At 54.7% G+C, this 24,143-nt stretch carries 21 protein-coding genes and 1 tRNA gene; 15 read left to right on the top strand and 7 right to left on the bottom strand.

What is annotated here, in order from left to right:
• The first annotated feature begins 56 nt into the window (after nt 1-56).
• From citG to HMPREF0494_RS05965, 3 genes are read left to right on the top strand one after another with little or no spacing between them, the layout of a single operon-like run.
• On the top strand, nt 57-1,481 hold the full coding sequence (gene citG / locus HMPREF0494_RS05955; protein ID WP_007124058.1) for a triphosphoribosyl-dephospho-CoA synthase CitG: 1,425 nt from the start codon (nt 57-59) through the stop codon (nt 1,479-1,481).
• Nucleotides 1,465-2,259 carry an alpha/beta fold hydrolase gene (locus HMPREF0494_RS05960; protein ID WP_007124059.1) on the top strand — a complete coding sequence of 265 codons (795 nt, stop codon included), beginning with the start codon at nt 1,465-1,467 and terminating at the stop codon, nt 2,257-2,259. The genes citG and HMPREF0494_RS05960 overlap by 17 nt, the downstream gene beginning before the upstream one ends.
• Nucleotides 2,260-2,299: 40 nt before the next feature.
• Entirely contained in the window at nt 2,300-2,626 is a 327-nt protein-coding gene (locus HMPREF0494_RS05965; RefSeq protein ID WP_007124060.1) for a putative quinol monooxygenase, read from the top strand.
• A 255-nt stretch (nt 2,627-2,881) separates the two neighbouring features.
• Here HMPREF0494_RS05965 and ttdB read toward each other — a convergent pair whose 3' ends face one another.
• The 3 genes from ttdB to HMPREF0494_RS05980 all read right to left on the bottom strand — a co-directional run bounded on the left by ttdB (nt 2,882) and on the right by HMPREF0494_RS05980 (nt 5,770).
• Nucleotides 2,882-3,493 carry a L(+)-tartrate dehydratase subunit beta gene (ttdB, locus tag HMPREF0494_RS05970; RefSeq protein WP_007124061.1) on the bottom strand — a complete coding sequence of 204 codons (612 nt, stop codon included), beginning with the start codon at nt 3,491-3,493 and terminating at the stop codon, nt 2,882-2,884.
• A gap of 1 nt (nt 3,494) precedes the next feature.
• Nucleotides 3,495-4,415 carry a L(+)-tartrate dehydratase subunit alpha gene (gene ttdA / locus HMPREF0494_RS05975; protein ID WP_040458854.1) on the bottom strand — a complete coding sequence of 307 codons (921 nt, stop codon included), beginning with the start codon at nt 4,413-4,415 and terminating at the stop codon, nt 3,495-3,497.
• A gap of 356 nt (nt 4,416-4,771) precedes the next feature.
• The gene (locus HMPREF0494_RS05980; protein ID WP_007124063.1) at nt 4,772-5,770 is read right to left on the bottom strand and encodes a helix-turn-helix transcriptional regulator; all 999 of its coding nucleotides are present in this window, start codon (nt 5,768-5,770) and stop codon (nt 4,772-4,774) included.
• Nucleotides 5,771-5,894: 124 nt separating this feature from the next.
• On the opposite strand from HMPREF0494_RS05980, the gene HMPREF0494_RS05985 reads away from it, so the two are divergent.
• The 4 genes from HMPREF0494_RS05985 (at nt 5,895) to HMPREF0494_RS06000 (ending at nt 10,633) form a co-directional block, all read left to right on the top strand.
• Nucleotides 5,895-6,773, top strand: coding sequence for a LysR family transcriptional regulator (locus HMPREF0494_RS05985; protein WP_007124064.1), 879 nt, complete (start codon nt 5,895-5,897; stop codon nt 6,771-6,773).
• Nucleotides 6,774-6,857: 84 nt separating this feature from the next.
• Nucleotides 6,858-8,225 carry a threonine/serine exporter family protein gene (locus HMPREF0494_RS05990; RefSeq protein ID WP_007124065.1) on the top strand — a complete coding sequence of 456 codons (1,368 nt, stop codon included), beginning with the start codon at nt 6,858-6,860 and terminating at the stop codon, nt 8,223-8,225.
• A 24-nt stretch (nt 8,226-8,249) separates the two neighbouring features.
• Nucleotides 8,250-8,909, top strand: a complete 660-nt coding sequence (locus tag HMPREF0494_RS05995) for a uracil-DNA glycosylase (RefSeq protein ID WP_007124066.1) — start codon at nt 8,250-8,252, stop codon at nt 8,907-8,909.
• A gap of 305 nt (nt 8,910-9,214) precedes the next feature.
• Entirely contained in the window at nt 9,215-10,633 is a 1,419-nt protein-coding gene (locus HMPREF0494_RS06000; protein WP_007124067.1) for an MFS transporter, read from the top strand.
• A 50-nt stretch (nt 10,634-10,683) separates the two neighbouring features.
• Here the strand turns inward: HMPREF0494_RS06000 and HMPREF0494_RS06005 are convergent, their stop codons facing one another.
• Entirely contained in the window at nt 10,684-12,012 is a 1,329-nt protein-coding gene (locus HMPREF0494_RS06005) for a replication-associated recombination protein A (RefSeq protein WP_007124068.1), read from the bottom strand.
• A gap of 105 nt (nt 12,013-12,117) precedes the next feature.
• On the opposite strand from HMPREF0494_RS06005, the gene HMPREF0494_RS06010 reads away from it, so the two are divergent.
• The 3 genes from HMPREF0494_RS06010 (at nt 12,118) to HMPREF0494_RS06020 (ending at nt 14,809) form a co-directional block, all read left to right on the top strand.
• Nucleotides 12,118-13,104: an alpha/beta hydrolase fold domain-containing protein gene (locus HMPREF0494_RS06010; RefSeq protein ID WP_040458856.1), complete on the top strand. Its 987-nt coding sequence runs from the start codon at nt 12,118-12,120 to the stop codon at nt 13,102-13,104.
• A gap of 18 nt (nt 13,105-13,122) precedes the next feature.
• Nucleotides 13,123-13,695: a DJ-1 family glyoxalase III gene (locus HMPREF0494_RS06015; RefSeq protein ID WP_040458926.1), complete on the top strand. Its 573-nt coding sequence runs from the start codon at nt 13,123-13,125 to the stop codon at nt 13,693-13,695.
• A 136-nt stretch (nt 13,696-13,831) separates the two neighbouring features.
• Complete coding sequence (locus tag HMPREF0494_RS06020) at nt 13,832-14,809, top strand: linear amide C-N hydrolase (protein ID WP_007124071.1); 978 nt, start codon at nt 13,832-13,834, stop codon at nt 14,807-14,809.
• Nucleotides 14,810-14,954: 145 nt separating this feature from the next.
• Here the strand turns inward: HMPREF0494_RS06020 and mprF are convergent, their stop codons facing one another.
• Nucleotides 14,955-17,540: a bifunctional lysylphosphatidylglycerol flippase/synthetase MprF gene (mprF, locus tag HMPREF0494_RS06025; protein WP_007124072.1), complete on the bottom strand. Its 2,586-nt coding sequence runs from the start codon at nt 17,538-17,540 to the stop codon at nt 14,955-14,957.
• A 133-nt stretch (nt 17,541-17,673) separates the two neighbouring features.
• Here mprF and HMPREF0494_RS06030 point away from each other — a divergent pair.
• Together HMPREF0494_RS06030 and HMPREF0494_RS06035 are read left to right on the top strand one after the other, a co-directional pair.
• Nucleotides 17,674-17,748, top strand: a tRNA-Asp gene (locus tag HMPREF0494_RS06030).
• A gap of 64 nt (nt 17,749-17,812) precedes the next feature.
• Nucleotides 17,813-18,682, top strand: a complete 870-nt coding sequence (locus HMPREF0494_RS06035; RefSeq protein WP_007124073.1) for an RluA family pseudouridine synthase — start codon at nt 17,813-17,815, stop codon at nt 18,680-18,682.
• Between the two features lie 69 nt (nt 18,683-18,751).
• On the opposite strand, the gene HMPREF0494_RS06040 is transcribed toward HMPREF0494_RS06035, so the two are convergent.
• Nucleotides 18,752-19,480, bottom strand: a complete 729-nt coding sequence (locus HMPREF0494_RS06040; RefSeq protein ID WP_007124074.1) for a DUF4811 domain-containing protein — start codon at nt 19,478-19,480, stop codon at nt 18,752-18,754.
• Nucleotides 19,480-20,919, bottom strand: coding sequence for an MDR family MFS transporter (locus HMPREF0494_RS06045; protein WP_187368714.1), 1,440 nt, complete (start codon nt 20,917-20,919; stop codon nt 19,480-19,482). Before HMPREF0494_RS06045 ends, HMPREF0494_RS06040 begins: the two co-directional genes overlap by 1 nt.
• Before the next feature lie 197 nt (nt 20,920-21,116).
• On the opposite strand from HMPREF0494_RS06045, the gene HMPREF0494_RS06050 reads away from it, so the two are divergent.
• The 3 genes from HMPREF0494_RS06050 to rnjA all read left to right on the top strand — a co-directional run bounded on the left by HMPREF0494_RS06050 (nt 21,117) and on the right by rnjA (nt 24,041).
• Nucleotides 21,117-21,563, top strand: coding sequence for a MerR family transcriptional regulator (locus HMPREF0494_RS06050; RefSeq protein WP_007124076.1), 447 nt, complete (start codon nt 21,117-21,119; stop codon nt 21,561-21,563).
• 21 nt (nt 21,564-21,584) lie between these two features.
• The gene (locus HMPREF0494_RS06055; RefSeq protein ID WP_007124077.1) at nt 21,585-21,968 is read left to right on the top strand and encodes a DUF3368 domain-containing protein; all 384 of its coding nucleotides are present in this window, start codon (nt 21,585-21,587) and stop codon (nt 21,966-21,968) included.
• A gap of 240 nt (nt 21,969-22,208) precedes the next feature.
• Nucleotides 22,209-24,041 (top strand): ribonuclease J1, encoded by a 1,833-nt coding sequence (rnjA, locus tag HMPREF0494_RS06060; RefSeq protein WP_007124078.1) that lies wholly within the window; start codon nt 22,209-22,211, stop codon nt 24,039-24,041.
• The last annotated feature ends 102 nt before the right edge of the window (nt 24,042-24,143 follow it).

A 24,143-nucleotide genomic window follows, 5' to 3' on the forward strand; every position in this document is an offset into this window, starting at 1 on the left:
CCACCCGTTTTATAATACATATGAGCAAACGCGGACAAACGTGAAAGGAGCCTACAATGACAAACATCTTTACAACGGGCCAGCCCCAGGATATTCCCGCGGTGCTGGCAAATAAGGACCGGCGGGCGGCCCTTCAACAACGCCTGGTGGCGGCTCATCCGGACATGACGGTGGTGGCCGCGAAGCTCAATGTTCCGGGGCCGATTAAGAATAACCGGGCCATTCAGGAGTTCTTTACGGTTGGCCTCAAGCAACTGGAAGAAGCCTGGCTAGCGGCGGGGACCCTTTTTTACCAGGATACGGAGTGGCTGGACGCCGGCACCGGGCCGGAGCGCTTTTACCTGGTTCAGGCGGCCGCCCCAATTATCAAGGAGCAGACGACCCGGTTTGAGGAGGGCCAGCCCAGTCACCGCCTTTTTGACCTGGACGTCCTGGTCAAGCGGGCTGGTCAGGTGGTTCCTCTTTCCCGGGCGGATAGTGGTCAGCCGGCGCGGCGGTGTTTTGTCTGCGGCCGGCCTGCGAAGGAATGTGGCCGGTCCCGCCGGCATTCGGTGGGTGAACTGCAGGCGGCGGTCAGCGCGCTGATTGGGACGGCACTAGCGACCGAACAGCGCCAGCGGGTGCGTGACCGTCTGGTAACGTTTGCCCAGCGGGCCCTCCTGTATGAGGTACTGGCGTGGCCGAAACCGGGCCTAGTGGACCCGGTTGAACACGGTGCCCACCCCGATATGGACGCCTTTACCTTTGTCAATAGTTCCCTGAGCCTGCGTCGCTATTTAAGCCAGGCGGCTACCCTGGGCCTGCACGGCCGTTCAGCGGATTATCCGCTGATGTTTAAAGAGCTGCGGGAGTTTGGCAAGCGGGCTGAGCAGGCAATGTTTACGGCAACCGGCGGGATCAATACCCACAAGGGGGCCGTGTTCTCTCTGGGAATCATGACACTGGCGGTGGCGGATAGCTGGCGTCGGGGTGGGAAGGTTGACCTGGCTGCTGTCCAGGCAACGGTGAAGAAGCTCCTGGCTGGACTGGTGCAAACCGATCTGCAAGCGCCGCCGGCGGCCAAGCAGCGGACGGCCGGGGAACGGCAATACCAACGGTACGGGCTGACGGGGATCCGTGGCGAGGCGCAGGCGGGCTACCCGACGGTCTTTGACCACGGCTTGCCTGCCATGCTGGCAGCTACTGGTGACTGGAACCAGCGGATTATCCAGACGATGTTAGTGCTGGCCCGCTACACCGAAGACTCTACCCTGGTGAAGCGGGCTGGTGACCCAGCGATCCTGGACTGGAAGAACGCTCGGGTCGACGAATGTCTGGCAGCGGGGGGAATTACGACGGCGGCCGGCCGAGCTAAACTATCCCAGCTGGAACGGGAGTTTACCAGCCGGCACCTGAGCCTGGGCGGGACGGCCGACCTGGTGATTGTGACGATTTTCTTGACCTTAGTAAAGGAGGGGCTGGCCGATGGACTTTCGGACTAGTGATGGCGTGCGGATTAACTACCAGGTCAGGGGCAGTGGACAGCCGGTCGTTTTAGTTCATGGCTTTGGTGGCTACCAGCAGGTGTGGTGCCTCCAGGTCCCGGAACTGCTGGACCGTGGCTACCAGGTGATTACTTATGACCAGCGCAACCACGGTGCGTCGGGCCACACGGCGGACCTGGCTTCGGTGGACCGGTTGATTGCGGACCTCCACGAACTGTTAGTGGGTTTGCAAGTCGCGCGGCCGGTTTTGATCGGCCATTCGATGGGGGCCGCCGAAATTTACGGCTTCCTCCAGCGCTACCCGGATTTTTCGGTGCGGGGGGCAATTGCCATTGACCAGTCGCCGAAGATGCTCAATACCGCCCAGTGGCCTTACGGTTACATGGACATCACCCGGGCATCCTACCGGCTGAAGCTCAAGGAGCACGGCAACGTCCGGGAAACGCTGAACGGGGTGCCTAAGCAGGTGTTGAACCAATTGGCACCGGAGAAGGAGATGTTCCCCTTTGTCCGGGCTGAGAACCTCCCCTTACTATATGACCACGCTAAGAAAGATTGGCGACCGGCAGTCGAGAAAGCTACGGTACCGCTATTGCTGGTGACGGCCAACCAGAGTCCCTACTTTGACGGCCGCTTTGCCGACGTGCTGGCGGCGGCTAATCCCGCTTATGTTACTCATGCGGCCGTTGACCAGTCCGGCCACGTGGTGATGGCCGAGCAGGCGGGGGCCTTTAACGAGCTGATGGATGAGTTCTTGGACCAGCACCGGAGATAATGTTTAAGTTAAGTTGCTTTAGAGATCGGAGGACTGACTAATGAGTTTAACCGTTAATTTATACTACACTGGGAAAGGTGGCAGCGCTCAGGCATTTGCTAGGGAAATGGAACAGAGTGGGTTAGCCGATCGTATTCGGCAGGAAAAGGGGAACGAACGCTATGAATACTTTCAACCACTAAATGATTCTGAGACAATCATGTTAATCGATAGTTGGCACGACCAGCAGTCATTGGATCTTCATCACCATTCTCCAATGATGAAAGAATTAGCACAATTACGGGAAAAGTATGACTTACATATGAAAGTTGAACGCTTCAAATCCATTGACGTTAATGCTAATGATGATCGATACTTACGAAAATAATACGAAAATGAGGCTGGGAGAAAACGGCACTATGTTTTCTCACCAGCCTCTTGCTAGTTCTTAACTATTACAAAGATAACGTGGAAAACCTACAGGCTAACTTCGTGTCGTAACCACAAGGCTAGTGTCTAACGCCGCGCAGCAAGGCTATTTGCCTACGAACGCTAGCCGGCCCGTTCCGTGCCAACTATCGTTCTAGGTTATCCATACGCCTTGTCGAGAAGGTTATTTCCCATTCTCATTAATGTATACGTATTACTTAATAAATTGAACCTGCTCGCTAATCTTCTTAATCTGTTCTTCCTTGCGCCGGTTAAATTCCGCCTTCTTAGCGTCAAAGAAGTTGTCACCGTTGGTATCAATTGTAACGATCAGGGGGCCAAAGTCCTTGACCTTGCATACCCAGAGCGTTTCCGGCATCCCCAGGTCGGTCCACTTAGCGTCAACGATTTTTTCCACGTGCTTGGCGGCATAGACGGCGTTCCCAGCCGGGTAGACCAGCTGGAGGGCCTTGTCATTCTTGCAGGCCCGTGCAGTTCCCGGCCCCATGCTGCCCTTGCCGATAATCAGGCGGACGCCGGTCTTGTGGACGAACTCTTCTTCAAACATTTCCATCCGCATCGAGGTGGTGGGCCCCACGGCGACCATTTCGTATTGGTTGTTTGGCAGGTACTTGATGATCGGGCCGGCGTGGAGGATGGCCTTGTCCCGGACGTCAACGGGCATCTCCAGGCCCTCCTTGACGACCCGGCGGTGGCCATCATCCCGGCAGGTCACCATCGTCCCGGAAAGGTAGACGATGTCGCCAATCCGGATGTCCTTGATGTCGTCGGCGGAAATTGGTGTGGTTAAATGATAGGTCTTCATTTTATAATTCAACTCCCTTATTCATTGGTAGTTCGTAGTTCAGATCTTGGTCGAGCTTGATTAGGCCCCGCCGGTGGGACCAGCAGCCGGTAGAAACACCGACCCCGATTACTGAGGGGTGCCGGGCGGTGTTGATGATGTTAACCCCCATGACGGACTTCTTGCCGCCAAAGCCCTGCGGCCCCAGGCCAATCGCGTTAATCCCGTCTTCTAGGAGGTGTTCCATCTTGGCGGCCCGCTGGTTGGAACTGTAAGAGTCAACCCGCCGCAGCAGAGCCAGCTTGGAGTTCATCGCCGCGGTTTCGACGGAAGTCCCGATCCCGACCCCGACGAGCAGCGGTGGGCAGGCGTTAACGCCGTACGTGGTCATCCGGTCCATAACGAAGCGGGTCACCCCTTCGTAGCCTTCACCAGGCATCAAGACTTTAGCGACGCCGGGCAGGGTACAGCCGCCACCGGCCATGTACGGGTAGATTTCGATGTCGGAGCTGTGGGGAACCAGCTGGGTGAAGATTCCCGGGATTCCGTCCCCAATGTTGATGTTGGTGTTGTATTCGTCAAAGGTTTGGACGGCGTTGGTCCGCAGCGGAGCAATCTTGGTGGCCTGGTAGGTCGCGTCAACCAGGATTTCGTTCAGCTCGTCGATCAGTGGAAACTTGGTGCCGACCTTAACGAAGAACTGCAGGGTCCCAGTGTCCTGGCAGCTCGGCACGTCGGCTTCGGCAGCCAGCCGCTGGTTTTCCATCATCGTGTCGTAGACGATCTTTTGGAGCGGGTCGACTTCGATTTTGGAATACTCGACTAATTTTTTGGTGACGTCATCGGGGAGCCGGTGGCTGAAGATGTCGAGGTATTTCACCAGCAGGTCGCGCAGTTGGGCGCCCTTCTTGCTCAAGGTTGGTTCGGTATAGGTGTACTGCATAAGAATTCCCTCCTTAATTTCAGTTTCCATTATGTGGTAATTATCACAAACTAGCTATGCAGTCGTTAAGGGATTTTGGGGTGGTAAAACCGTGAGCAGACGGGAATCCGCCCCCCCGCTTCCCGCCCCGGGAGGACAAAAAATGCCCAGTAGGAGCCGTGACATAAGTTCTTTTACTCAGTTAAAACGCGAACAGCGCGGTACACAAATGAGGTCTAAAGCTCGGCAAAGCCGAACTCTAGACCTCTATTTGTGCTCGCGGGGGTTCGAAAACGAAGTCGTAACCGACTTCTGTCTCACTCCCGCTGGGCCGGGGTTATTCAACTGTTACTTGTACGGGTCAATAATTTGGCAGGTCATTTTTTGTCATCAAGCAGCTTTTGCAATTCGGCCCTGAGCTGGTGATAGCGCAGGCCGTCCTGCCGAAAGGTGCAGTTATCGCAGACCGGGACGGCTGCTTCAGCGGGCGCGGGGGCCAGCAGCCGTTGAAGTTCCCGCTTGGCACCTGCGGCCTGCTGGGGGGAGAGGGGCTGTTGGAAGGCGACGTCGACGGTTTTAAGCTGGGGTGAAAACTTAGCCTGGTAGGCGGACGGGGTGATGCCGAAGTGCTTTTTAAAGGCCAGGTTGAAGGACTTGATTTCGGTGAAGCCGTTATTGAGGGCCACCGTGCTGATCTTGGCCGGAGAACCATTCAATTCGCTGAGGGCGTGCTGGAGCCGCTCCCGGGTCAGGTATTCGTAAAAACCAATCCCGAAGTGCTGCTTGAAACTTTTGGAAAAGTAGGACTTGGAGTAGCCAAACTCGTCTGCCAGCTGGCCCAGGCTGAGTGCTTCCCGGTAGTGGAGCTGGATTTCCCGTGCGACCCGGGTAAACTGCTCGCTTTGCTGCTGGCGGGGCAGGCGGTCAGTGGCGGTAGGAACGAAGAAGTGTTCATATAGGAGACTGGCGATCGCGAAGGCGGCGCTGTTCTTTTCAAAGGGGCTGCTTGCCAGGTAGAGCTGGGCGATGGCCTGGCGCAACTGCGGATAGCGAGGGTGGCGGGGTACTAGCGCACAGTTCAGCCGAAACTCCCCCCGGCTGAGCTGGACGCCTTGTTCCTGGTAGAAGCGGGGATCAATCTGGGTGCGGATAGCGAGGGTGGCCGGTGCCGTCGCCAGGGTGGCGTGCCCCTGGTTGGCGTTGACCGGGATCAGGTCATGGGGCGCTAGTTGAAACTGGTAGCCGTCGATGTTGATGGTCAACCGTCCCCGAATGACCATCAACAGTTCAATGCTGGGGTGCCAGTTGTAGTGGTAGTTGCCGATCGCGTAGACCAGTTGGTCGAAGTAGTCGGAAATTGCTTTGAATTGGGCCATGATTGCCCCGCCTCCTTTCTCCTTAATTATAAGCTATTTTAGCCGGGGACGGTGAATTCTGATTTTTCCTTTTCATTTCCCGCGCTTTTAGCGTAAGATTATTAGCGTAAAGGGGATGAGAACAATGAACACCCGTGATCTCCAGTACTTTGTGGCACTGGTCAAATATAAAAATTATACTCAGGTGGCGAAGCTATTTAAGGTTTCCCAACCGACGATCACCCAGTCGATTCAGCGGCTGGAACGGGAATTCAATACCCAGCTGATTCGCAAGGACCGGGTCCACCGGGACGAGATGGTGACCCGCAGCGGGATGATGCTCTTTGAAAACGCCAAGCTGATCAATAAGAAAATCGACCTGGCCCACCAGGAAATCAACCGGGCCAACAAGCGGCAGATTCGTTTTGGCCTACCGCCAATCATCGGGAAGATGGCGATTTCCCAACTGGTGGAGAACCTGCCCGATGACTTATTGCAACGCTTGAAGATTATTTCGGTCGGGTCCCATGATCTCCTCAAGCAGCTGCAGGACGGCAAGATCGACATTGCGGTTCTCGGTTCTAATAACCTGATTGATGAGCCCGGCATCTATGCCCACCTGGTAACGAGCCTGCCGTTTAACATTATCGTCAGTGACCACCATCCCCTGGCTAAACGCAAGACGGTTTCTTTTAAGGAACTGGCGAACGAACGCTTCGTCAACTTTGACCACCAGTACGTCCACTATGCGGCCCTGCAGGCCTACTGTACCTATGCTGGGATTAAGCCCCAGATGGTGGCCTGCCGGATGCCGGATATTTCCTGGATTAAGGAGCTGGTTCGCCAGGACTTTGGCATCAGCTTAATGGTGAAAAGCGCGATTCAAAATGAACCGGGGATTGCCGCCCTCGACATTCAAGACCCGATCCCGGTCAACTTTACGATTTCCGTAGCGGTCCGGGAAGGCTACGTCCTCAGCCCAGAGGAGGAACTGCTGGTTGACCGGCTCAAGGAACTCAAGTGATTTTCTAAGCAAAGTTGACAAGGGACGTATAATGATAATTGTAAATTAGCGCGAACAATTACATTAGCGGAGGGAAAGCTTTTTATGAGCAAGGAAGACGAGTTGCAATCAGACAAATTTCAGCCAACACCCCATTTATCTACTAAGCACCACATGGCCATTCCCTGGCATGACTTCTTTACCAATGATAACTTCACTCCGGCCAAGGAGGCCAACCTGGTTGAGCGGGCCGCCATCGTGGGGCGGATTGGGCTGATGATGCTGTCGTACGGGACGGGGGCCTGGCGGGTTCGTGATTCGATGAACATTATCGCCCGGAAGTTAAAAATGACCTGTTCGGTTGACATTGGGCTGGTGTCGCTGGAGTATACCTGCATGGACGCCCACCATAGCTATACGCAGGCCCTGTCGTTGCCGACCACGGGGGTCAACACGACCAAGCTGTCCTACATGGAACAGTTTGTTCAGGATTTTGACGAACATGGTGATACGATGACCATCGGGGACATCCATGCCCGCTTGGAAAACATTACCCATTCCCGGGGAAAGTACGCGCCCTACCAGGTAGGCTTGGCCGCGGCCCTGGCCTGCAGCGCCTTCGTGTTCCTTCTCGGTGGCGGCCCGGTGGAAATGGTCTGCAGCTTTATTGGCGCCGGCCTGGGCAACTACGTCCGGCGCAAGATGCGGGATCGCCACATTACTATGTTTGCCGGGATTAGTGTGGCGGTGGCGGTGGCCTGCCTGAGTTACCTGCTGGCCCTAACGATTTTACAGTTTGGCTTCAACGTTAGCTCCCGCCACGAGGCCGGTTACATTGGGGCAATGCTCTTCGTTATTCCTGGTTTTCCCTTCATCACGAGCGGCCTGGACCTTTCCAAGCTGGATATGCGGTCGGGGCTTGAGCGGCTGGCTTACGCCGCGTTAATCGTTGTCGTGGCGACGCTGGTCGGCTGGGTGGTGGCGATGGCGGTTAACCTCCGGCCGGAAAACTTTCCCCACCTGGCGCTGACCCCGCTGGTTTACATGCTATTGCGGCTGCCAGCCAGCTTTTGCGGGGTTTTCGGCTTCTCAATTATGTTTAACAGTACCCCGAAGATGGCGGCCCTGGCCGGAATTATCGGCGCGGTTGCCAACACGACCCGGCTGGAGCTAGTTGACCTGGCGCACATTCCCGCGGGTCCCGCGGCCTTCGTGGGGGCGATGATTGCGGGCCTATTGGCCTGGATCGTCAAAAGGAAGGTTCGTTACCCGCAGATTTCGATTACCGTACCGTCAATTGTCATCATGGTGCCGGGCCTGTATATGTACCGGGCGATGTATAATATTGGGCTGACTTCGATTAGCGTGGGGGCCCTCTGGCTGACGAAGGCGCTGCTGATCGTTATTTTCCTGCCCCTGGGCTTGATTGCCGCCCGGATTATCACGGACACCAAGTGGCGGCATAATGGCTAGAACAGTTAGACGAGGTGGTAGAGCGTGATAATTAAATACCCCCAAGCTTTGTTAGACCAGGTCCGTGCCCGGACTGCGGACCGCCCGCTGGCAGGTTTTACCCCCGGCCAGGGACCTTTGCATCCCGATTTGATGCTTGTTGGCGAGGCGCCCGGCCGCCACGAGGAGCAGGTCAATATCCCGTTTTCCGGGGCCTCGGGCCAGGAACTGATGAAGCTCCTCAATTCAATCGGCTATTCACGGAACAACACCTACATCACCAGTGTCGTCCGTCAGCGTCCCTACTCAATCAAGCGGGTACGGGACAAGAAAACCGGTGTGCTGGTTGAGAAGCGGCCGAACCGGACCCCCACCAAAAAGGAGGTCCTGGCCTTTGCCCCACTGTTCGACTGGGAGCTGGCAACGGTTGGGCCGCGAATAATCGTCCCGCTGGGCAATACCGCCCTGCAACGGCTGCTGGGGCCAAGTGCCAATATTGGCGACCTGCACGGGCAGAAGCTGGTCCAGCCGATTCAGCAGGCGGCTTCTGACGGCCGGGGCTACCAGTGGTCGCCTAATGAGTACACGCTAGTGCCGATGTACCACCCGGCGGCCATTTTATACGCGCGGCGGCTCCTACCGACCGTGCAGGAAGACTGGCAAAAGCTGGGCCGCCTGGTGGCTGCCTTACCAAAGAAAGAATAGCAAAATGAGACGGAGGCTGGGAGTTAACTCAACCTTCTAGACTAAATTTATAGATAATAATGCAACAGCGCGGTAGCTGGCTAGCAGTTCAAACGCTGGTAAATCAGCATTTGACCAACCCCAAATAGGCTTGCTGCGCGGCGAAAGACAAGAGGTTGGGAGAAAAATATGTTTTCTCACCAGCCTCTTGTTAGTTCTTAACTATTACAAAGATAACGTGGAAAATTATGAATTAAGGAGGAAATAGTTTGGAAAAGAACCGCCGGAGATCATTAGTCACGGGCGCCCTGCTCCTATCGAACATTATGGCGGGGATGGACGCGACAATTGTCAATACGGCCTTGCCAGCCATCACCAGTGACCTGCACGGTTTGCAATACATGGGCTGGATTGTCGCAACCTTTTTGCTGGGGATGGCAGTGGCAACCCCGTTGTGGAGCAAGATGGGTGAGCACCAGGGCAACAAGCGGGCCTATATCACCGCCACCGTCCTGTTTGTGGCCGGGGCCATCTTTCAGGGGCTGGCGCTGAACATCAGCTGGTTTATCATTGCCCGCACGGTGATGGGAATCGGGGCCGGGGGAATGAACACGATTCCCTTTATTGTCTACGCGGAAATATACCAGAACCTGCGGAAGCGGGCGGCGGTATTGGGGATTTCCAGCGCCTGTTTCGGGACGGCCTCAATTATTGGGCCGTTGCTGGGCGGCTGGATTGTCGATACCCTTAGCTGGCACTGGGTTTTCTACGTTAACGTACCGATTGCCCTGCTGGCGATTACCCTGGTGGCAATTTTTTACCAGAGTCCGAGACGGCAGGCGGTGGGCAAGCCGGTCGACTACCTGGGCGCGGGTCTGCTCGTGACGAGCCTGGTGATGATCCTCGTGGCGGTCCAGCTGGTGGGGAGTGCCGCCGACTGGTTAGTCGCCCTGCTCTTTGTTGGCGGCCTCCTATTGCTAGCCTGGATGGTGCAGGTTGACCGCCGGGCCGTGGACCCGATTATCCCCAGCCGGCTGTTTAAAAACCGCGAACTAGTCCTTGACTTCCTACTCTTCGTGATTATTTGGGGATCCTTCATCGCCTTTGTCACCTACATCCCAATGTGGGCGCAGGGCCTGCTGGGCCTGAGTGCCCTCCTTGGGGGAATGACCCAGATCCCCGGGGCCGTGACCAATTTCATCGGCTCCGAACTGGTGCCGCTGCTCCAGGACCGCTGGGGTAAATACTGGCTGGTGACTTGCGGGGCGGTGACGATTTTTATCGCCTTTGGCGGAATCTTATTGGGTGGGCGGACGGCCCCGTTTTGGCTCCTCCTTTTAATGGGGGCCTTTGAAGGTTTCGGCGTTGGCCTGGTCTTTAATATTTTGCAAATCAGCGTCCAGACCGATGCGGAACTCCGCGACGTGCCGATTGCGACCTCGTTGGGCTACCTGTTGCGGATCCTCAGTCAAACGCTGATGGCAGCGGTGTATGGGGTAATCCTAAACCAGGAGCTCTTCCGGGGTGTTCGGCAGAGTCACGGCGACATTACGCTGCGGATGCTGAATAAGCTTTCCAATGCCGAAACGGCCAACCAGCTGCCCGCGGCACTGGTGCCGTCAATGCGGCAGATCCTGTATGGCGGCTACCGCAACATTGTCATTGCGGCGCTGGCCCTGATCGTGGCGGCATTGCTGATCGTCTTTCCTCTGGCCCTGCGCAGTCATCCGGAAAAAACACACTAAAATTAAATAACGGTCTTCGTGCTGGCGGTGCCAGTTACGAAGACCGTTGTTTAAATTTCTGGATGCTGGTCATGCCACTGCTTGATTTGGGCCAGCCGGGCCTTAAATCGACTTTCCCGCCCGGAGTCGGTTGGCTGGTAGAAGTGCTCGTCCTTAATTTCTGGGGGCACTGTCGTCATGGTGGTTAGCTTCTCCTTACTGTCGTGGGCGTACTGGTAACCCTTGCCATAGCCAAGGCCCGCCATCAGCTTAGTAGGGGCATTGCGGATTTGCAGGGGAACGGGCAGGTTGCCGGTTTTCTTAATGACCCGTTTGGCCCGCTGGCGGGCGGTGTATACGGCGTTGGACTTGGGCGCACAGGCGAGGTAAATTACACATTCCGTCAGGTGGACGTCACACTCGGGCATTCCCAGAAATTGACAAGCTTGAAAAGTGTTGATGGCAACGTTGAGGGCGTTTGTGTCCGCCAGGCCGATGTCCTCGCTGGCAAAGCGGACCAGGCGCCGGGCAATGTAGAGCGGGTCTTCGCCACCATCCAGCATCCGGGAGCACCAGTAAACCGCCGCGTCGACGTCGCTGTTGCGCATTGATTTGTGGAGGGCCGAAATGATGTTATAGTGCTCCTCGTCGTGTTTATCGTAGCGCAGCGACTTGGTGTTGATCAGCTGGCTGAGGTCCTGCTCGGTGATGGTGACCTTCTTGCCGTCACGCTGGCCGTTGAGGACCGCCATCTCCAAGGTGTTTAAGGCTACCCGGGCGTCGCCGTTGGCAAACTGGGCAATTAGGTGGATGGCGTCCGGCTGACAATCAACTTCCAGCTCGGGAAAGGCCGCCGGGTGGTTTAGGGCCCGCTTGATGACCTCCTCCAGGTCGGCCGTCGTCAGGGCTTTGAGGACGAAGACCTTGCACCGGCTCAGCAGGGCGGAGTTAATCTCAAAGGAGGGGTTCTCGGTCGTGGCCCCGATCAGGATAATACTGCCCCGCTCGACGAAGGGGAGGAAGGCATCCTGCTGGGCCTTGTTAAAGCGGTGGATTTCGTCAATGAAGCAGATGGTGCGCTCGCCGTACTCGCGATTCTGCTCGGCCTCCTGCATGATTTTGCGGATGTCTTTGATGCTGCTGGTAACCGCGGAGAAGGTAACGAAGTGGGCCTTAGTCTGCTGGGCGATAATCTCCGCCAGGGTGGTCTTGCCGACGCCCGGCGGTCCCCAGAAAATCAGTGACGAGAGCTGGTCGTTTTCAATCAGTTCCCGGAGGACCCGGTGGGGACCGATCAGGTGCTGCTGACCGACAAATTCTCCTAGGCTGGCCGGCCGGACCCGGTTTGCGAGCGGGGTGGCGGCCGAATTGGTTTGGGCAAATAACGATTCTTGATGCATTGCTGGCACTTCCTTTGCTCCCTATTCTAAATTAAATCTTAACAAAATTGAACTGGTAAGCGTGTTACGATGGTAGAAAAAGGACAGGAAGGGAGCGACACGGTGATGGAGCGATTAAAATTATGGCGATCGGGGATTGCTGGCCGGGTGGCCGACAATTTGGAGTCAAGCATGAAGGAGCTGCGCCGCTGTGGTCACAACCGTTCTAACAAGTCGACTTTTGTGGAGATGGGGATCCAATTGAGCGGCTTTAAGCACTCCCTAGCGGACCCCCAGGCGTTTGAACAATTAGTCGCTACGGCCCGGCAGGCTAACCGTCAAACCTACGTGCTGCCAGAGGTGCAGTTCACGGTCCGGCTCCACCAGGCGGTCCAGGATGGGATGCCGATTTATACCCTAAATGAACAGGGGGCTGGCCAGCACACGATTGTTTACCTGGCGGGCGGTGCCTACCTCCAGCAGCCCGACAAGACCCACTGGGAATACTTAAACCGCCTAGCCCAATGTACGGGAGCCCGGGTCATCGTCCCCCTGTACCCATTGGCGCCCGATTATAACTTCCGGGCGGCCTACCAGCAGCTTGCTGAGCTGTATATCAGCCTGTACGGCAGCCTGCCCGCGAGCGATATTACCTTAATGGGGGATTCAGCCGGAGCCGGGTTAGCACTGGGCTTCAGCGAGTACCTCGGCCAGCGGGGGCTGCCGCAGCCGGGCCACCTGATCCTCTTTTCTCCGTGGCTGGACCTGGATTTGCGCAACCCGTTAGTGACAAAGTATGAAGAAGCTGACGTCACTTTAGCCAGTTGGGGGCTCCGGCAAATCGGCCAACTCTGGGCTGGGGACGTCAGCCACCGCGACTTTCGCGTGAGCCCGCTTTATGGCAACCTGGACCAGGTTCGCGACATCCATTTAGTTGCGGGAACCCGGGAAATAATGTACCCTGATGTTAACGCGCTCGTGCAAAAGCTCCGGGATGCGCAGATACCGGTAGACTACCATGTCGGTCGGCGCCTGTTTCACATTTACCCGCTCTATCAGATTCCAGAAGCGGACGCGGTAATGGAAATGGTTGTTAAAGTAGTTAATAAGTAGCTTGATGAGGTGATTATGTTGACGAAAGTAGCAGTTGTATTTGCACCCGGTTGTGAAGAAGTTGAGGGACTGACGATTGTCGATGTCCTGCGCCGGATGGGGGTTGAAGTTACGATGGTGGGCTTGGAGGGCCAGGTGGTTCCTGGTGCCCACCAGATTGAACTGACTTGTGACACGGTTCTGGATGACCACTTGCTTGACTATGACCTGGTGGCCTTCCCTGGCGGCCGTGGCGGTGCTCAAAAGCTGAGCGCCAATAAGCAGCTGGCAGACTTGATGCGGCGGCGGAATGCAGCGGGCAAGTGGAATGCGGCAATGTGTGCGGCGCCAACCGCCCTGGCGGCGTACGGCCTGCTGGATCACCGCGACTACACCTGCTTCCCCGGTTTTGAAAAGGAAATTGCTCAGCTGGCAACCGACGCCCACTTCAAGGAAGACATTACAGTCGTCGATGAGGGCGGTAAGGTTGTGACCAGCCGGGGACCGGCAACGGCCCTGGCGTTTGCCTTTCGGATTGCTGAGGTGCTCGGCCTGGATACCAAGCAGATCAAGCACGAAATGCTGTATGATTATTTGATGGCGCAAAAGTAAAAAATAATGGGCCCTGCAAAAGCTGAGCTGGCGATTTGCCTTCAGATTCACACAGGGCCCTTAATATTTCCCGGGACATATTAATTGGCACTCCCTGGAAACTCCTTATAATAATTAAGTGAAAGGGGGAAGTGCGATGTGTACGAGTATTTACCAGGTCACCCTGGACCAAACCCACCTGCTGGCCCGGACGATGGACTGGCCGGTGTTAGCCGTGTCGCCGCTGTTTTTGCCCCGGCACTTTAAGTGGGCGTCAGTCTACCAGCACCGGGTTTACGAAAATCAGTATGCCCTGGTCGGTGGCGGGAGCCTGTCTGCCCAGCGCGCGGATGTTTCCGACGGTGTCAACGAGTACGGCTTGATGGCCCAGAAACTGACTTTCGACAATGGTGCCCGCTTGGTTGATGAGCCGAATCCAGCGAAGGTTCAGCTGGCGGCCTATGAATTTGTCCTCTACCTGCTGGGCAATTTTAAGTCGGTGGCGGACCTGGTCGACCACCTGGAAGAAATTGAACTGATGAGTGATGTCCATAACGACGTTAAGTTTGGCAAAGCTGAGATGCACTTTGCCCTTGCTGACCCTAGCGGCCGGGTAGTAGTGGTGGAACCGACCCGGCAGCCAATGCGGGTGATTGAGAATCCGCTCGGGGTGGTTACTAATAGTCCTGACTTCGATCGTCAGCTCCGGCAGATGGAGCGGTATGTCGACTTTACGCCGGCTTTTCGGGCGGGACGGGTACCATTAAATACGCCGCGGGTGACGACGGGCCGCCTTTCTGGCAAAGCGAACCCGCCCGGTTACTATTCACCGAGTGCCCGCTTTATCCGGGCCGCGTACCTCCGTGAACGGTCAGACGTCCCAGCCGATAAGCTGACCGGGGTGACCAGTGAGCTCCACCTCTTGGACAGCGTCACCGTTCCCCAGAACCGCCGTCACCAGCCAACCTATTCGGTGTACCGGTCCGTGACGGTGGCGGAGGGGCGGGAGTATTACTTCCAGTCCTACCACCGCGGTGATACCACCAAATTGCAGCTGACGGACGAGATGCTGGCTTGGACCCGTCCCAAGGTCTACCACCTGCCTGACCGGTTGACGGTCCGGGAAATTAAATAAGTATAATAAAGGGGCTGTAACATAAGCCCTCTTACTTAGATAAAATACGAACGGCGCAGTACGCAAATGGGTTCCAGTGCTCGGTAAAGCCGAACTCTGGAACCCTATTTGCGCTTTCTAAAGACTAGCTACACTTTCATTTACGTTACTTATTCAACCACCACATCCAGAGGTGGCGCTTCTGCTGGTCGATTCGCTGGTTGACCACGCTGACGACAATCAGCATATTTGCCACTAGCGAATTCTTCTTCCGGTAGGCAATGTAGCGGGGCGACCAGATGGACGCGTACTTGTCTTTGTAGCGGCGCAGGCCCTGGAAACCATAGAGGTGGTAACCGTACTCGTAGATGAAGTGGGCCACCTTTTCTTCCAGGAAGCTAAACTGGTACTCGCCGACATTGGAGAGCGGCGCCATCCCTAAGTCAAAGTAGGTGTAGCCATTTTCCTGGCCGTATTGGTACATACTGATGAAAATCTTGTCCATAATTCCCGAGGGGGCGTCCTTACTATGCCGCATCAGGTCGATGGTCAGGATTTTCTTGCTGCCGGTGGGCATAAAGGTGGCAAAGGCCACTAGCTTGCCGTCTTTATCCCGGACCAGGCCGACGGGAGCCTGGTTGATGTAGTAGGGGTCAAAGAAGCCGAGGGAGAAGCCCTTTTCGACCTGCTCCCCCAGCCAGCTGTCAGAAACCCGCTTGAGTTCCTGCATGAGCTGGTCACTAAACGGCGGCTTGACGACACTAAACTGGTAGCCTTCCCGGTCGAACTTGTGCATCAAGGCCCGCTGCGACCGCTGCTTTTTCCCGGCGAGGGTAAAGTCGGCCAGGGTCACCAGCCCGCTTTCGCCAATCTTGATAAAGTCAAAGCCAAATTCATGCAGCAGCAGGGTCAGCTTGCTGGAAACCTCATAAAAGACGATTTCGTAGTCGTACGCGTCGGCGGCCCGGACAAATTCACGAATGGCGTCGCGGAGGACAGCCTGGTTGCCGACGGGGTCACCCATGACTACTAAGCGGTCATACTTCCGGCGGTACATAATAAAGAGCTGGTCCTGGCCGTCTTGCTGGTAGTAGTAGATACTTTTATCACGCAGGAAGGCCAGGTGGCTGGTTTCGCTGCCGCCGAATTGGTCGATGACGGCTTGGACTCGGCCAGCGTCAAAGCTCCGCACGTGGTTGAAGGGGTCGAAGCCGGCCATGAAGTAGCGGATGATAATCAGCATTAGCAGCAAGCCCAGGCCGAGCCCCAGCAGGCCGGATAGCCAGACCTTTTCACCGGGGAAGAAGAGGAAGCTCGGGATATGGTGCTTGTTCATGTATTGGGGGGCGTTGATCACCCCGACGATGACGTACAGGATACAGCTGCTGGCAAAAATCAGGCCGTCAATGGCGAATTTGCCGATGGAGTATTGGAGCTTTTTCCGGTACAGGACGTGGCGGGACATCAAGACCAGCATGAAGACAATCACCAGGTAGATGGTCAGCCGTAGCGTACCCAGGTTCCAAATGGTATTTGCAATTCCAATCAGCAAGAGCAGGAGGGTCGGCAGGTAGGCCCGCTGAACCTTGGATTGCAGTCCCCGTGCACAGGCCAGCATGGCGATGGCAAAGAGGATGGTCGTTAGCTGGTGGATGAAGAAGAAGGTGTAGGGATACAGCTTTTGGATAATTTTATTTTCCGCGGTGAGGTCGGGGATTGAAGCGGTCAAAAGCATCAGGATCCCGGATAGGTACATGAAGGCGGTAATCAGGTAGTAGGCGGCCTTGCGCATCAGCATCAGCGGCAGACCGTCGAAGAAGGCGTTGACCTGGTGAGCCAGGTTGTGGACAAACATCAGTCCGGCCAGGAGCAGGGGGACAATGTAATAGAAGATCCGGAAGAGCAGGAGCCAGATGACGATGGTGGTACGCGGAACTCCCAGCAAGGAGAGCTCAAAAATCATCATGACGTCAAAGGACCCCAGCGCACCGGGAATCATTGAGAGAACCCCCAGAACCTGGGCAACCGCATAGAGTGGCAGGACGTTGATAAGGTTTTCCCGCACCCCTAGGCACCAGCCGACCAGAAGGAAGAAGAGGGCGACGAAAAGCCATTCCAGGGTGGAACTGCCGACAATAAAGGCCTCCAGTTTGGGCGTAACTTCCTTGAAGAGTTTGTTGTTATTGATAATCGTAAAGTAAAAGACGACGGGGAAGTAGAGGCCGCCACCGATGAGCCAGATTGAATACTGGTTAAAATGGCCGCCGTCATGGAAGCCGAACATGATGACCAGGGCAATCCAACAGAGAATTGAAAGACCGGAGAGAAGGAAGACCGCAATTTTAGAAATTGCTAGCAGGATTTCCTTCTTGCTGGCGTTCTGGCGGTAGAAGTAGGCCCGCAGCGTAGCCCCCAGGATGCCCCCGAAGCCGGCAATGTTCGTCAGCGTGTTGGTAATCCAGCCGCAGCGGATGACGTAGGACTTCTTGAACTTACCGGGTAGAAAGTGGAGAATGGCAAAGTCGTAGCCCAGCATTGGAATCACGGCAACGCAACCGGCAACGAATAGCAGGACAATGCTCTCCCAGGATAAGCTGGCCAGCCCGGCCCCAACTTGGTGCCATTTGACGGTCTTGAAGAAATTCCCGAGAGCGTGAATGACGAAGACGAGGACTGACGTGATAAACAGGAGCTTGATTATTCGCGAATATTTTTCCCACCAGGCAACCAGGTGCTTACCAAGTGTTTGCATAGTTAATAACTCCTCCTTCAGATTTAGTACAGTAATTTCATTATAAGCTATTCTGAAATTAATTATGGGGGATTTGCCGATTTTTAGTTGACGGGTACGAGAAAATTTCGTATACTTTTATTTGTTGCCGAATGGTCCGTTGGTCTAGTTGGTTTAGGACGCATCCCTGTCACGGATGAGATCACGAGTTCGAGTCTCGTACGGACCGTATACGATACGCAAGAGGTTGGGAGTTCCCCAGCCTCTTTTTTGCTGCTAAGGAGGTCAATCAAATGGAAGCGACGTGGCGCTACACTGGTCAGAAGCCGGTGAAGATCAAGAAATTCTTGCAGTCCCTGGGAATGGGGCACCGGCTCTTTAACGAGATTAAGAAGGGGCAGGGCCAGTTCCTGGTCGATCACCGGGTAGTCCGGCCGACCACCCAGATCCTGCCGAACCAGCCCCTGACCATTAAGGTGGCACCCGAGCCGGCCGATCCCACGGTGGCGGTGAGCCATGAACCGTTGAAGGTGGTTTATGAGGATGATAGCTGGCTGGTGATCGATAAGCCGGCGGGAGTGACTTCGGTTCCGGGGCCATCCATCACTAACGGCACCGTCCTCAACCGGGTGAAGGGGCATTTGGAAAAGCAGGGGAGCGAAGACTTGCGGCCCCACCTGATTACCCGGCTGGACCGTTTCACTAGCGGCCTGCTCCTGGTCGCCAAGCACCACGTAGCGTCGAGCATGATCAGCCAGCAGGTCCAGCAGCACCGGATGCTCAAAGAATACACAGCAGTGGTCAGTGGGCGGTTTGCGGACGGCCATGGCATTATCGACCAGCCGATTGTCCGCCGGGAGGGGCAGGCTGCCCGGATAATCGCCCCGGATGGCCAGCAGGCAGTCACCGAATACTGGGTTGAGGACCAGGAGCCGGACTGGGCCCGTCTCCGTTTGCAGCTGCACACCGGCAGGACCCACCAGATTCGGGTCCACCTGGCTTCAAAAGGACACCCGCTGATTGGCGACCACTTATACGGTGGTGACCTAACCAGGGCGGACCACCAGCTCCTGCACGCTAGCAGGCTGGCCTTCTTGGACCCCTTTAGTCGGGAGCAACTGACCTTTACGTCACCGCTGCCAGAAGAATTTAATGAGTTTTAAAAGCAAACAACCTAAGATCGTCCAGCATGGATCAGTTCCGCGCTGAATAAATCTTAGGTTGTTTGTTATTTATTGCTGATTTTTTAACATTTGTCTGACCAGCTGCCCCTGGAACCGTTGCTCGGCCCGTTGGGAAACTTGCTGGATTTGCTGGGCACTTAGGTGGGAATTCTTGGCTAAGGCTGCTTGGACAGCACTCGCTACGGCAGTTTTCCCTTGCTGACGAGCTACTGCCTGGGCCTGCTTGGCGGCGGGCGTTTGGGCCTGTTTCTTTAACTGGTCGGCCTGCTTGACCGTCAGCTTCACATAGGTGCGCGGATATTCTAAGGTGTTCGTTCGCTTAACTAGGGTGCCGTCCATTCCGGACCACCGGTAGAGGGCCGCAAAAAAGCGGTTGTTATAGCGCCAGCGGGTTTCCGTAGTGACTAGTTCGGGAGTTGCCCGGTTCGTCCACTTGATTTTACTCGTCGTAAACTCGTTGGCCTGGGTGTGGTTTGGCGTCTTTTGTCGTGTCTGGACGTTGTAAATGTAGACGTCATCGCGGCCGCTGGTGCCGACTGGCTGGTAAAGGGCCAGGGGCATGGCAGAGTTTGAGGCGGAGTAAATGGTCTTCCGGGTGGTGGTTGTCACCTGGTGCATTCCGAAGTGCTGACTGTAATTGAGGGTCATCACAAGGGTCGCACCGGCAAAAAGCAGCCCGCAGACCGTGGTGAGAATAATTCGGCTGGTGCGATGTTCAATAAACATAATACTGGCAAACATCGCGATGGCCGCACCAAACATGATGATAATGATCATTACTTATTCGCCCCTTCCTTGATGTCCTTAGAGTCCAATTTGAGGTGCACACCGTTGCCGTTCGTTACCAGGAAGGTTAGCGCCAGGCCGACCAGGGAAAACCCAATTGCAAACCAGAAGGCCGCGTGGTAGCCCTGCAGGGTGGCGTCGATCATTTGAGACTTGTACTGCAATGGTGATTGTTTAAGCAGCGCGTGTCCGGGCTTGGCATTGTTAGTGACGTTGGTCAGCACGGAAATCATAACCGCCGTTCCGACGGAGGTGGCTACTTGCCGGATTGTGTTGTTGACGGCCGTACCGTGAGAAATCAGGTTAAAGGGCAGGGAATTCATTCCGGCCGTAGTAACGGGCATCATGACCATCGAAATCCCAAACATCCGGATGGCGTACAGGAAGACGATGTAGATGGTTGGCGTTTCCCGGGTAATAAAGGCGAACGGCAGGGTGCCGATAGTGAGGAGCAGCATCCCGGTGACAGCGAGCCGCTTGGCACCGTGACGGTCAAAGAGGTTCCCGGTAACCGGGCTCATAATCCCCATTAAAAGGGCCCCGAACAATAGGGTTAACCCGGAGTGGAAGGCCGACATTCCATGGATGATCTGCAGGTAGAGGGGAATTACTAGTTCAACCCCTACCATCGCCATCATCACGATCGAACTCAGGATGGTTGCTAAAGTAAATTCACCACTGGCAAAGACCTTGAATTCCAAGAATGGTTCGTCCAACTTGTTTTGCCGCAGAATCAGGAGGGTGACCAGGACGGCCCCGACGACGATTGAGCCTAGCACAATCGGGTCTGTCCAGCCCTTGTCACCAACGCTGGAGAAACCATAGAGCATACTACCGAAACCGGCGGTAGATAGAACTACCGACAGCCAGTCCAGGTGCGGCTTGTTGTTCGGAATAACGTTTTTCACCAGGAAGAAACTGGCGATGATAACGATCCCAGCAATCGGGACAATCATCCCGAAGAGCCAGCGCCAGCTGAAGTTATCGATGACCCATCCGGACAGGGTCGGGCCGATTGCGGGGGCCAGGCTGATCACCAGCCCGTTGATCCCCATCGCGGCACCCCGCTTTTCCGGCGGGTAGATGGTCAGCATGATGTTTTGCATCAGCGGCATGTTGATGCCGACCCCGACGGCCTGGACCAACCGGGCCGTTAGCAGGATCGGAAATGACGGGGCCAGCCAGGCCATGACCGTTCCTAATTCAAAGATGACCATGGCGATGGCGAAGAGGTCCTTGGTGTTGAACCGGCTGCTTAGAAAGGCAGAGACTGGGATCATGATCCCGTTAACCATCAAAAAGCCAGTTGTTAACCATTGAACAGTAGAAGTGTTAATGGAAAAAGCATCCATCAACGCCGGAAAGGCGGTTGAAAGGATGGTTTGATTTAAAATTGTGCAAAAGGCCCCGACCAGGAGGATGAGAACCATCAGCTGCCGGTTGTAGGGATGGCCGCTGATGTCCACGGGAACTTGTTCAGCGTTGTTCACGGCAAAAACCTCTTTTCTCGAAAAGTTAACGAGTATGAATGATAAAACTATTTAAGATCTTTGTCAAATTATTTGACAAAGATGGCGAAAAATCGTTAAAATAAACCGATAAATTATTAGCAATTGGAGGTAGCAAGGTGCTGGGAAAACAATTTCGACAGCTGATTACCAATGAACATTTACGGATTAGCGTGACTGAATTAGCCAACGTGACGGGGGTTTCGACAAGTCAAATTCGCTACTGGGAACGGAAAGGCTACATTAGCTCTAAGCAGAGTGATAAGAATAAAAATCACTACTTTAGTTTTTTGACCCTGTTCCGGGTCGCAACAATTAAACATTACCTTGACCAGGGCTTTACCTTAGCGACGGCGGTGGACAAAGAACGGCAACGTCAGGAACTGGGGAAGGTTTTTCGGACCTTCATTACTGACCAGGTTAAGGCAATCACACAACTGGGCCCAAAGAAGGGAGAAGTGATTCTGGGCACTCTGACCGACGACCCGGAAAAGGAAATCTATGCGGTAGTTGACCAGAAGGGAACCAGGCTGTACAGCCGACCGGTAAAGCCGGACCGCCACTAACCATGTTCGACCGTTTGTGGTATGGTGGAAGTAATTAAGAAAAGAGAAGCGGTATTTGTGAGTACAGAAGGAAAAAGCTATCAAGATTTAAGTACAGACGCCCAAGTTACGGCCCTAAAGTCATTCATTGCCTTTTACGTGGGCCAGTACAAACGGGAGAGTTTGGAGATCCTTGGGGCGAAAGTTGATAATGGTCTGATTAGTTCCATTAACGAAATTCTTGACCAGAACAGCTTCATGGGCCGTGCTGAACTGGCCGCTGAGAGTTTTCGCCTTTCTAAGCCCTACTACGAAGAGATTTTGACGAAGTTACCGGCAATTAAGTTTACTGATGATGGGGAACCGGTAAAAGACTGGCAAGCAGCTTGGGAAAGTCAGGAAGAGGAGCTGCCAACGGAAGACTAAGTGTTAATTGCTGACGGGACCGGGGAAGATGGTGCTTTCCGGTCCCGTTTCTTTTACTACCGCTAACCCCAAAGATGTGTTAAAATAACCTTAGTTTTACGTACGGATTTTAAATGATAGTAATTAGCTAAATGAATAATTGATGCCGACCTTGTTCAGACAAAGCGGCTCTTTTAGCTTACTGTTTTTCCGTTATGACAGTAACGTTAATCAAAATCGAAAAAAGGAAAGAAAGGTATTATGGCAAAACTAAAAATTAAGAATAATGAAGTGGCCTTTTACGCAATGGGCGGTTTAGGCGAAATTGGGAAGAATATGTACTGTGTTCAGTTCCAAGATGAGATTATCATCATTGACTGCGGGGTCCTGTTCCCCGAAGACGAATTGCTCGGGGTCGACTACGTTATCCAAAACTACGACTACTTAATCGAAAATAAGGATAAGATTAAGGGAATCTTTATCACCCACGGTCACGAAGACCACATTGGCGGTCTGCCGTTCTTCTTGCAAAAGGTCAACGTTCCCATCTACGCGGGCCCCTTTGCAATGTCCTTAATCAAGGGGAAACTGGAGGAAAAGCACCTCTTGCGGAATGCAGAACTGCATGAGATCAACGAATTCGACGAAGTCCACTTTAAGAAACTCTGGGTTAGTTTCTTCCGGACGACCCACTCAATTCCTGACACACTTGGTGTGGCGGTGCATACACCGCAGGGGACAATTATCCAGACCGGGGACTTCAAGTTTGACTTAACTCCGGTTGGGGGCTTGCCAGGGCCAAACCTGCAACAGATGGCCAAGCTGGGTGACGAGGGAGTCCTGCTCCTCACGTCCGACAGTACGAACGCGGAACGGCCACAGTTTACCAAGTCGGAACGGTGGGTTGATATTCACATCCGGCGGATCTTTGAGCGAATTAAGGGACGGATCATCTTCGCTTCATTCGCCTCCAACGTTTACCGGCTGCGGGAAGCTTCCGACGCCGCGATTGCTCAGGGACGAAAGATCGCGGTCTTTGGCCGGAGCATGGAAAATGCGATTGCTGCGGGGCAGGAACTCGGTTACCTCAATATTCCTGAGGACGCCTTGATTGACCAAAACGAAATTAACAACTACCCGCCGGAAAAGGTCCTGATTATGTGTACTGGTTCCCAGGGTGAACCGATGGCGGCGCTGAGCCGGATTGCTAACGGTACCCACCGGCAAATTACCATTCAGCCGGAAGATACGGTGGTCTTTTCCAGTAACCCGATTCCGGGGAATACGACCAGCGTGAACGCCCTGATTAACAAGCTGGAGGAGAGTGGTGCCAACGTCATTCACGGCTATGTCAATAATATCCACACCTCTGGTCACGGTGGGCAGATTGATGAAGAGTTTATGCTGCGCCTGATGAAGCCGAAATTCTTTGCTCCCGTCCACGGTGAATACCGGATGCAAAAGATTCACACGAAGCTGGCTGAGCTGACCGGGGTACCGCGGGAAAATAGTTTTATCCTCGCCAACGGGGATGTCTTGGCACTGACTAAGGATAGTTGCCGGATTGCTGACCATATCGACAGCGTTAGTGACGTATACATCGATGGTCGGGATGCCGGTGACACGGTCGGTAACCCAGAAATTCGCGAACGGCGGCTGCTGTCAGAAGAAGGGGTTGTGACGGCGATTGCGGTGGTTGACCTGAAAGACTACCAGATCGTAGCGGGACCGGATATCGTTTCCCGGGGCTTTGTTTATATGCATGAGTCGCAGGAATTGATTAAGGCGGCTAACCATGAAGTATTCTGGGCAATCTTGAATACCTTCAAGAACCACAAGCACGTCGATCAGCGGGCGTTGAACCGGACAATCGTGAGTCGTTTGCAAAAACTGCTCTTTGAACGGACTGGTCGGCGGCCAGTGATTATTCCGATGGTCACGATCCTCAACGGGAATAACCGGTCTGAAAACCACCATTACCGGCACCCGAACCATAACCGGCGGGGAAAGGAAAACGACAAGCGACCGGTTAACCACCAGAAACGTGAAGGCAAGGACGAACAGCACCAGAAAGAAGAAGCGGTGAAGGCATAAAATGTGTGAATGGGGCAGAACTAGCTTGCCTAGTTCGTAGTCCCATCTCCATCGACGCGCAGCAAGCCTATTCGGGGGTGGTCAAATGCTGATTGACCAGCG

This window comes from Limosilactobacillus antri DSM 16041 (assembly GCF_000160835.1).
GTDB lineage: Bacteria > Bacillota > Bacilli > Lactobacillales > Lactobacillaceae > Limosilactobacillus > Limosilactobacillus antri.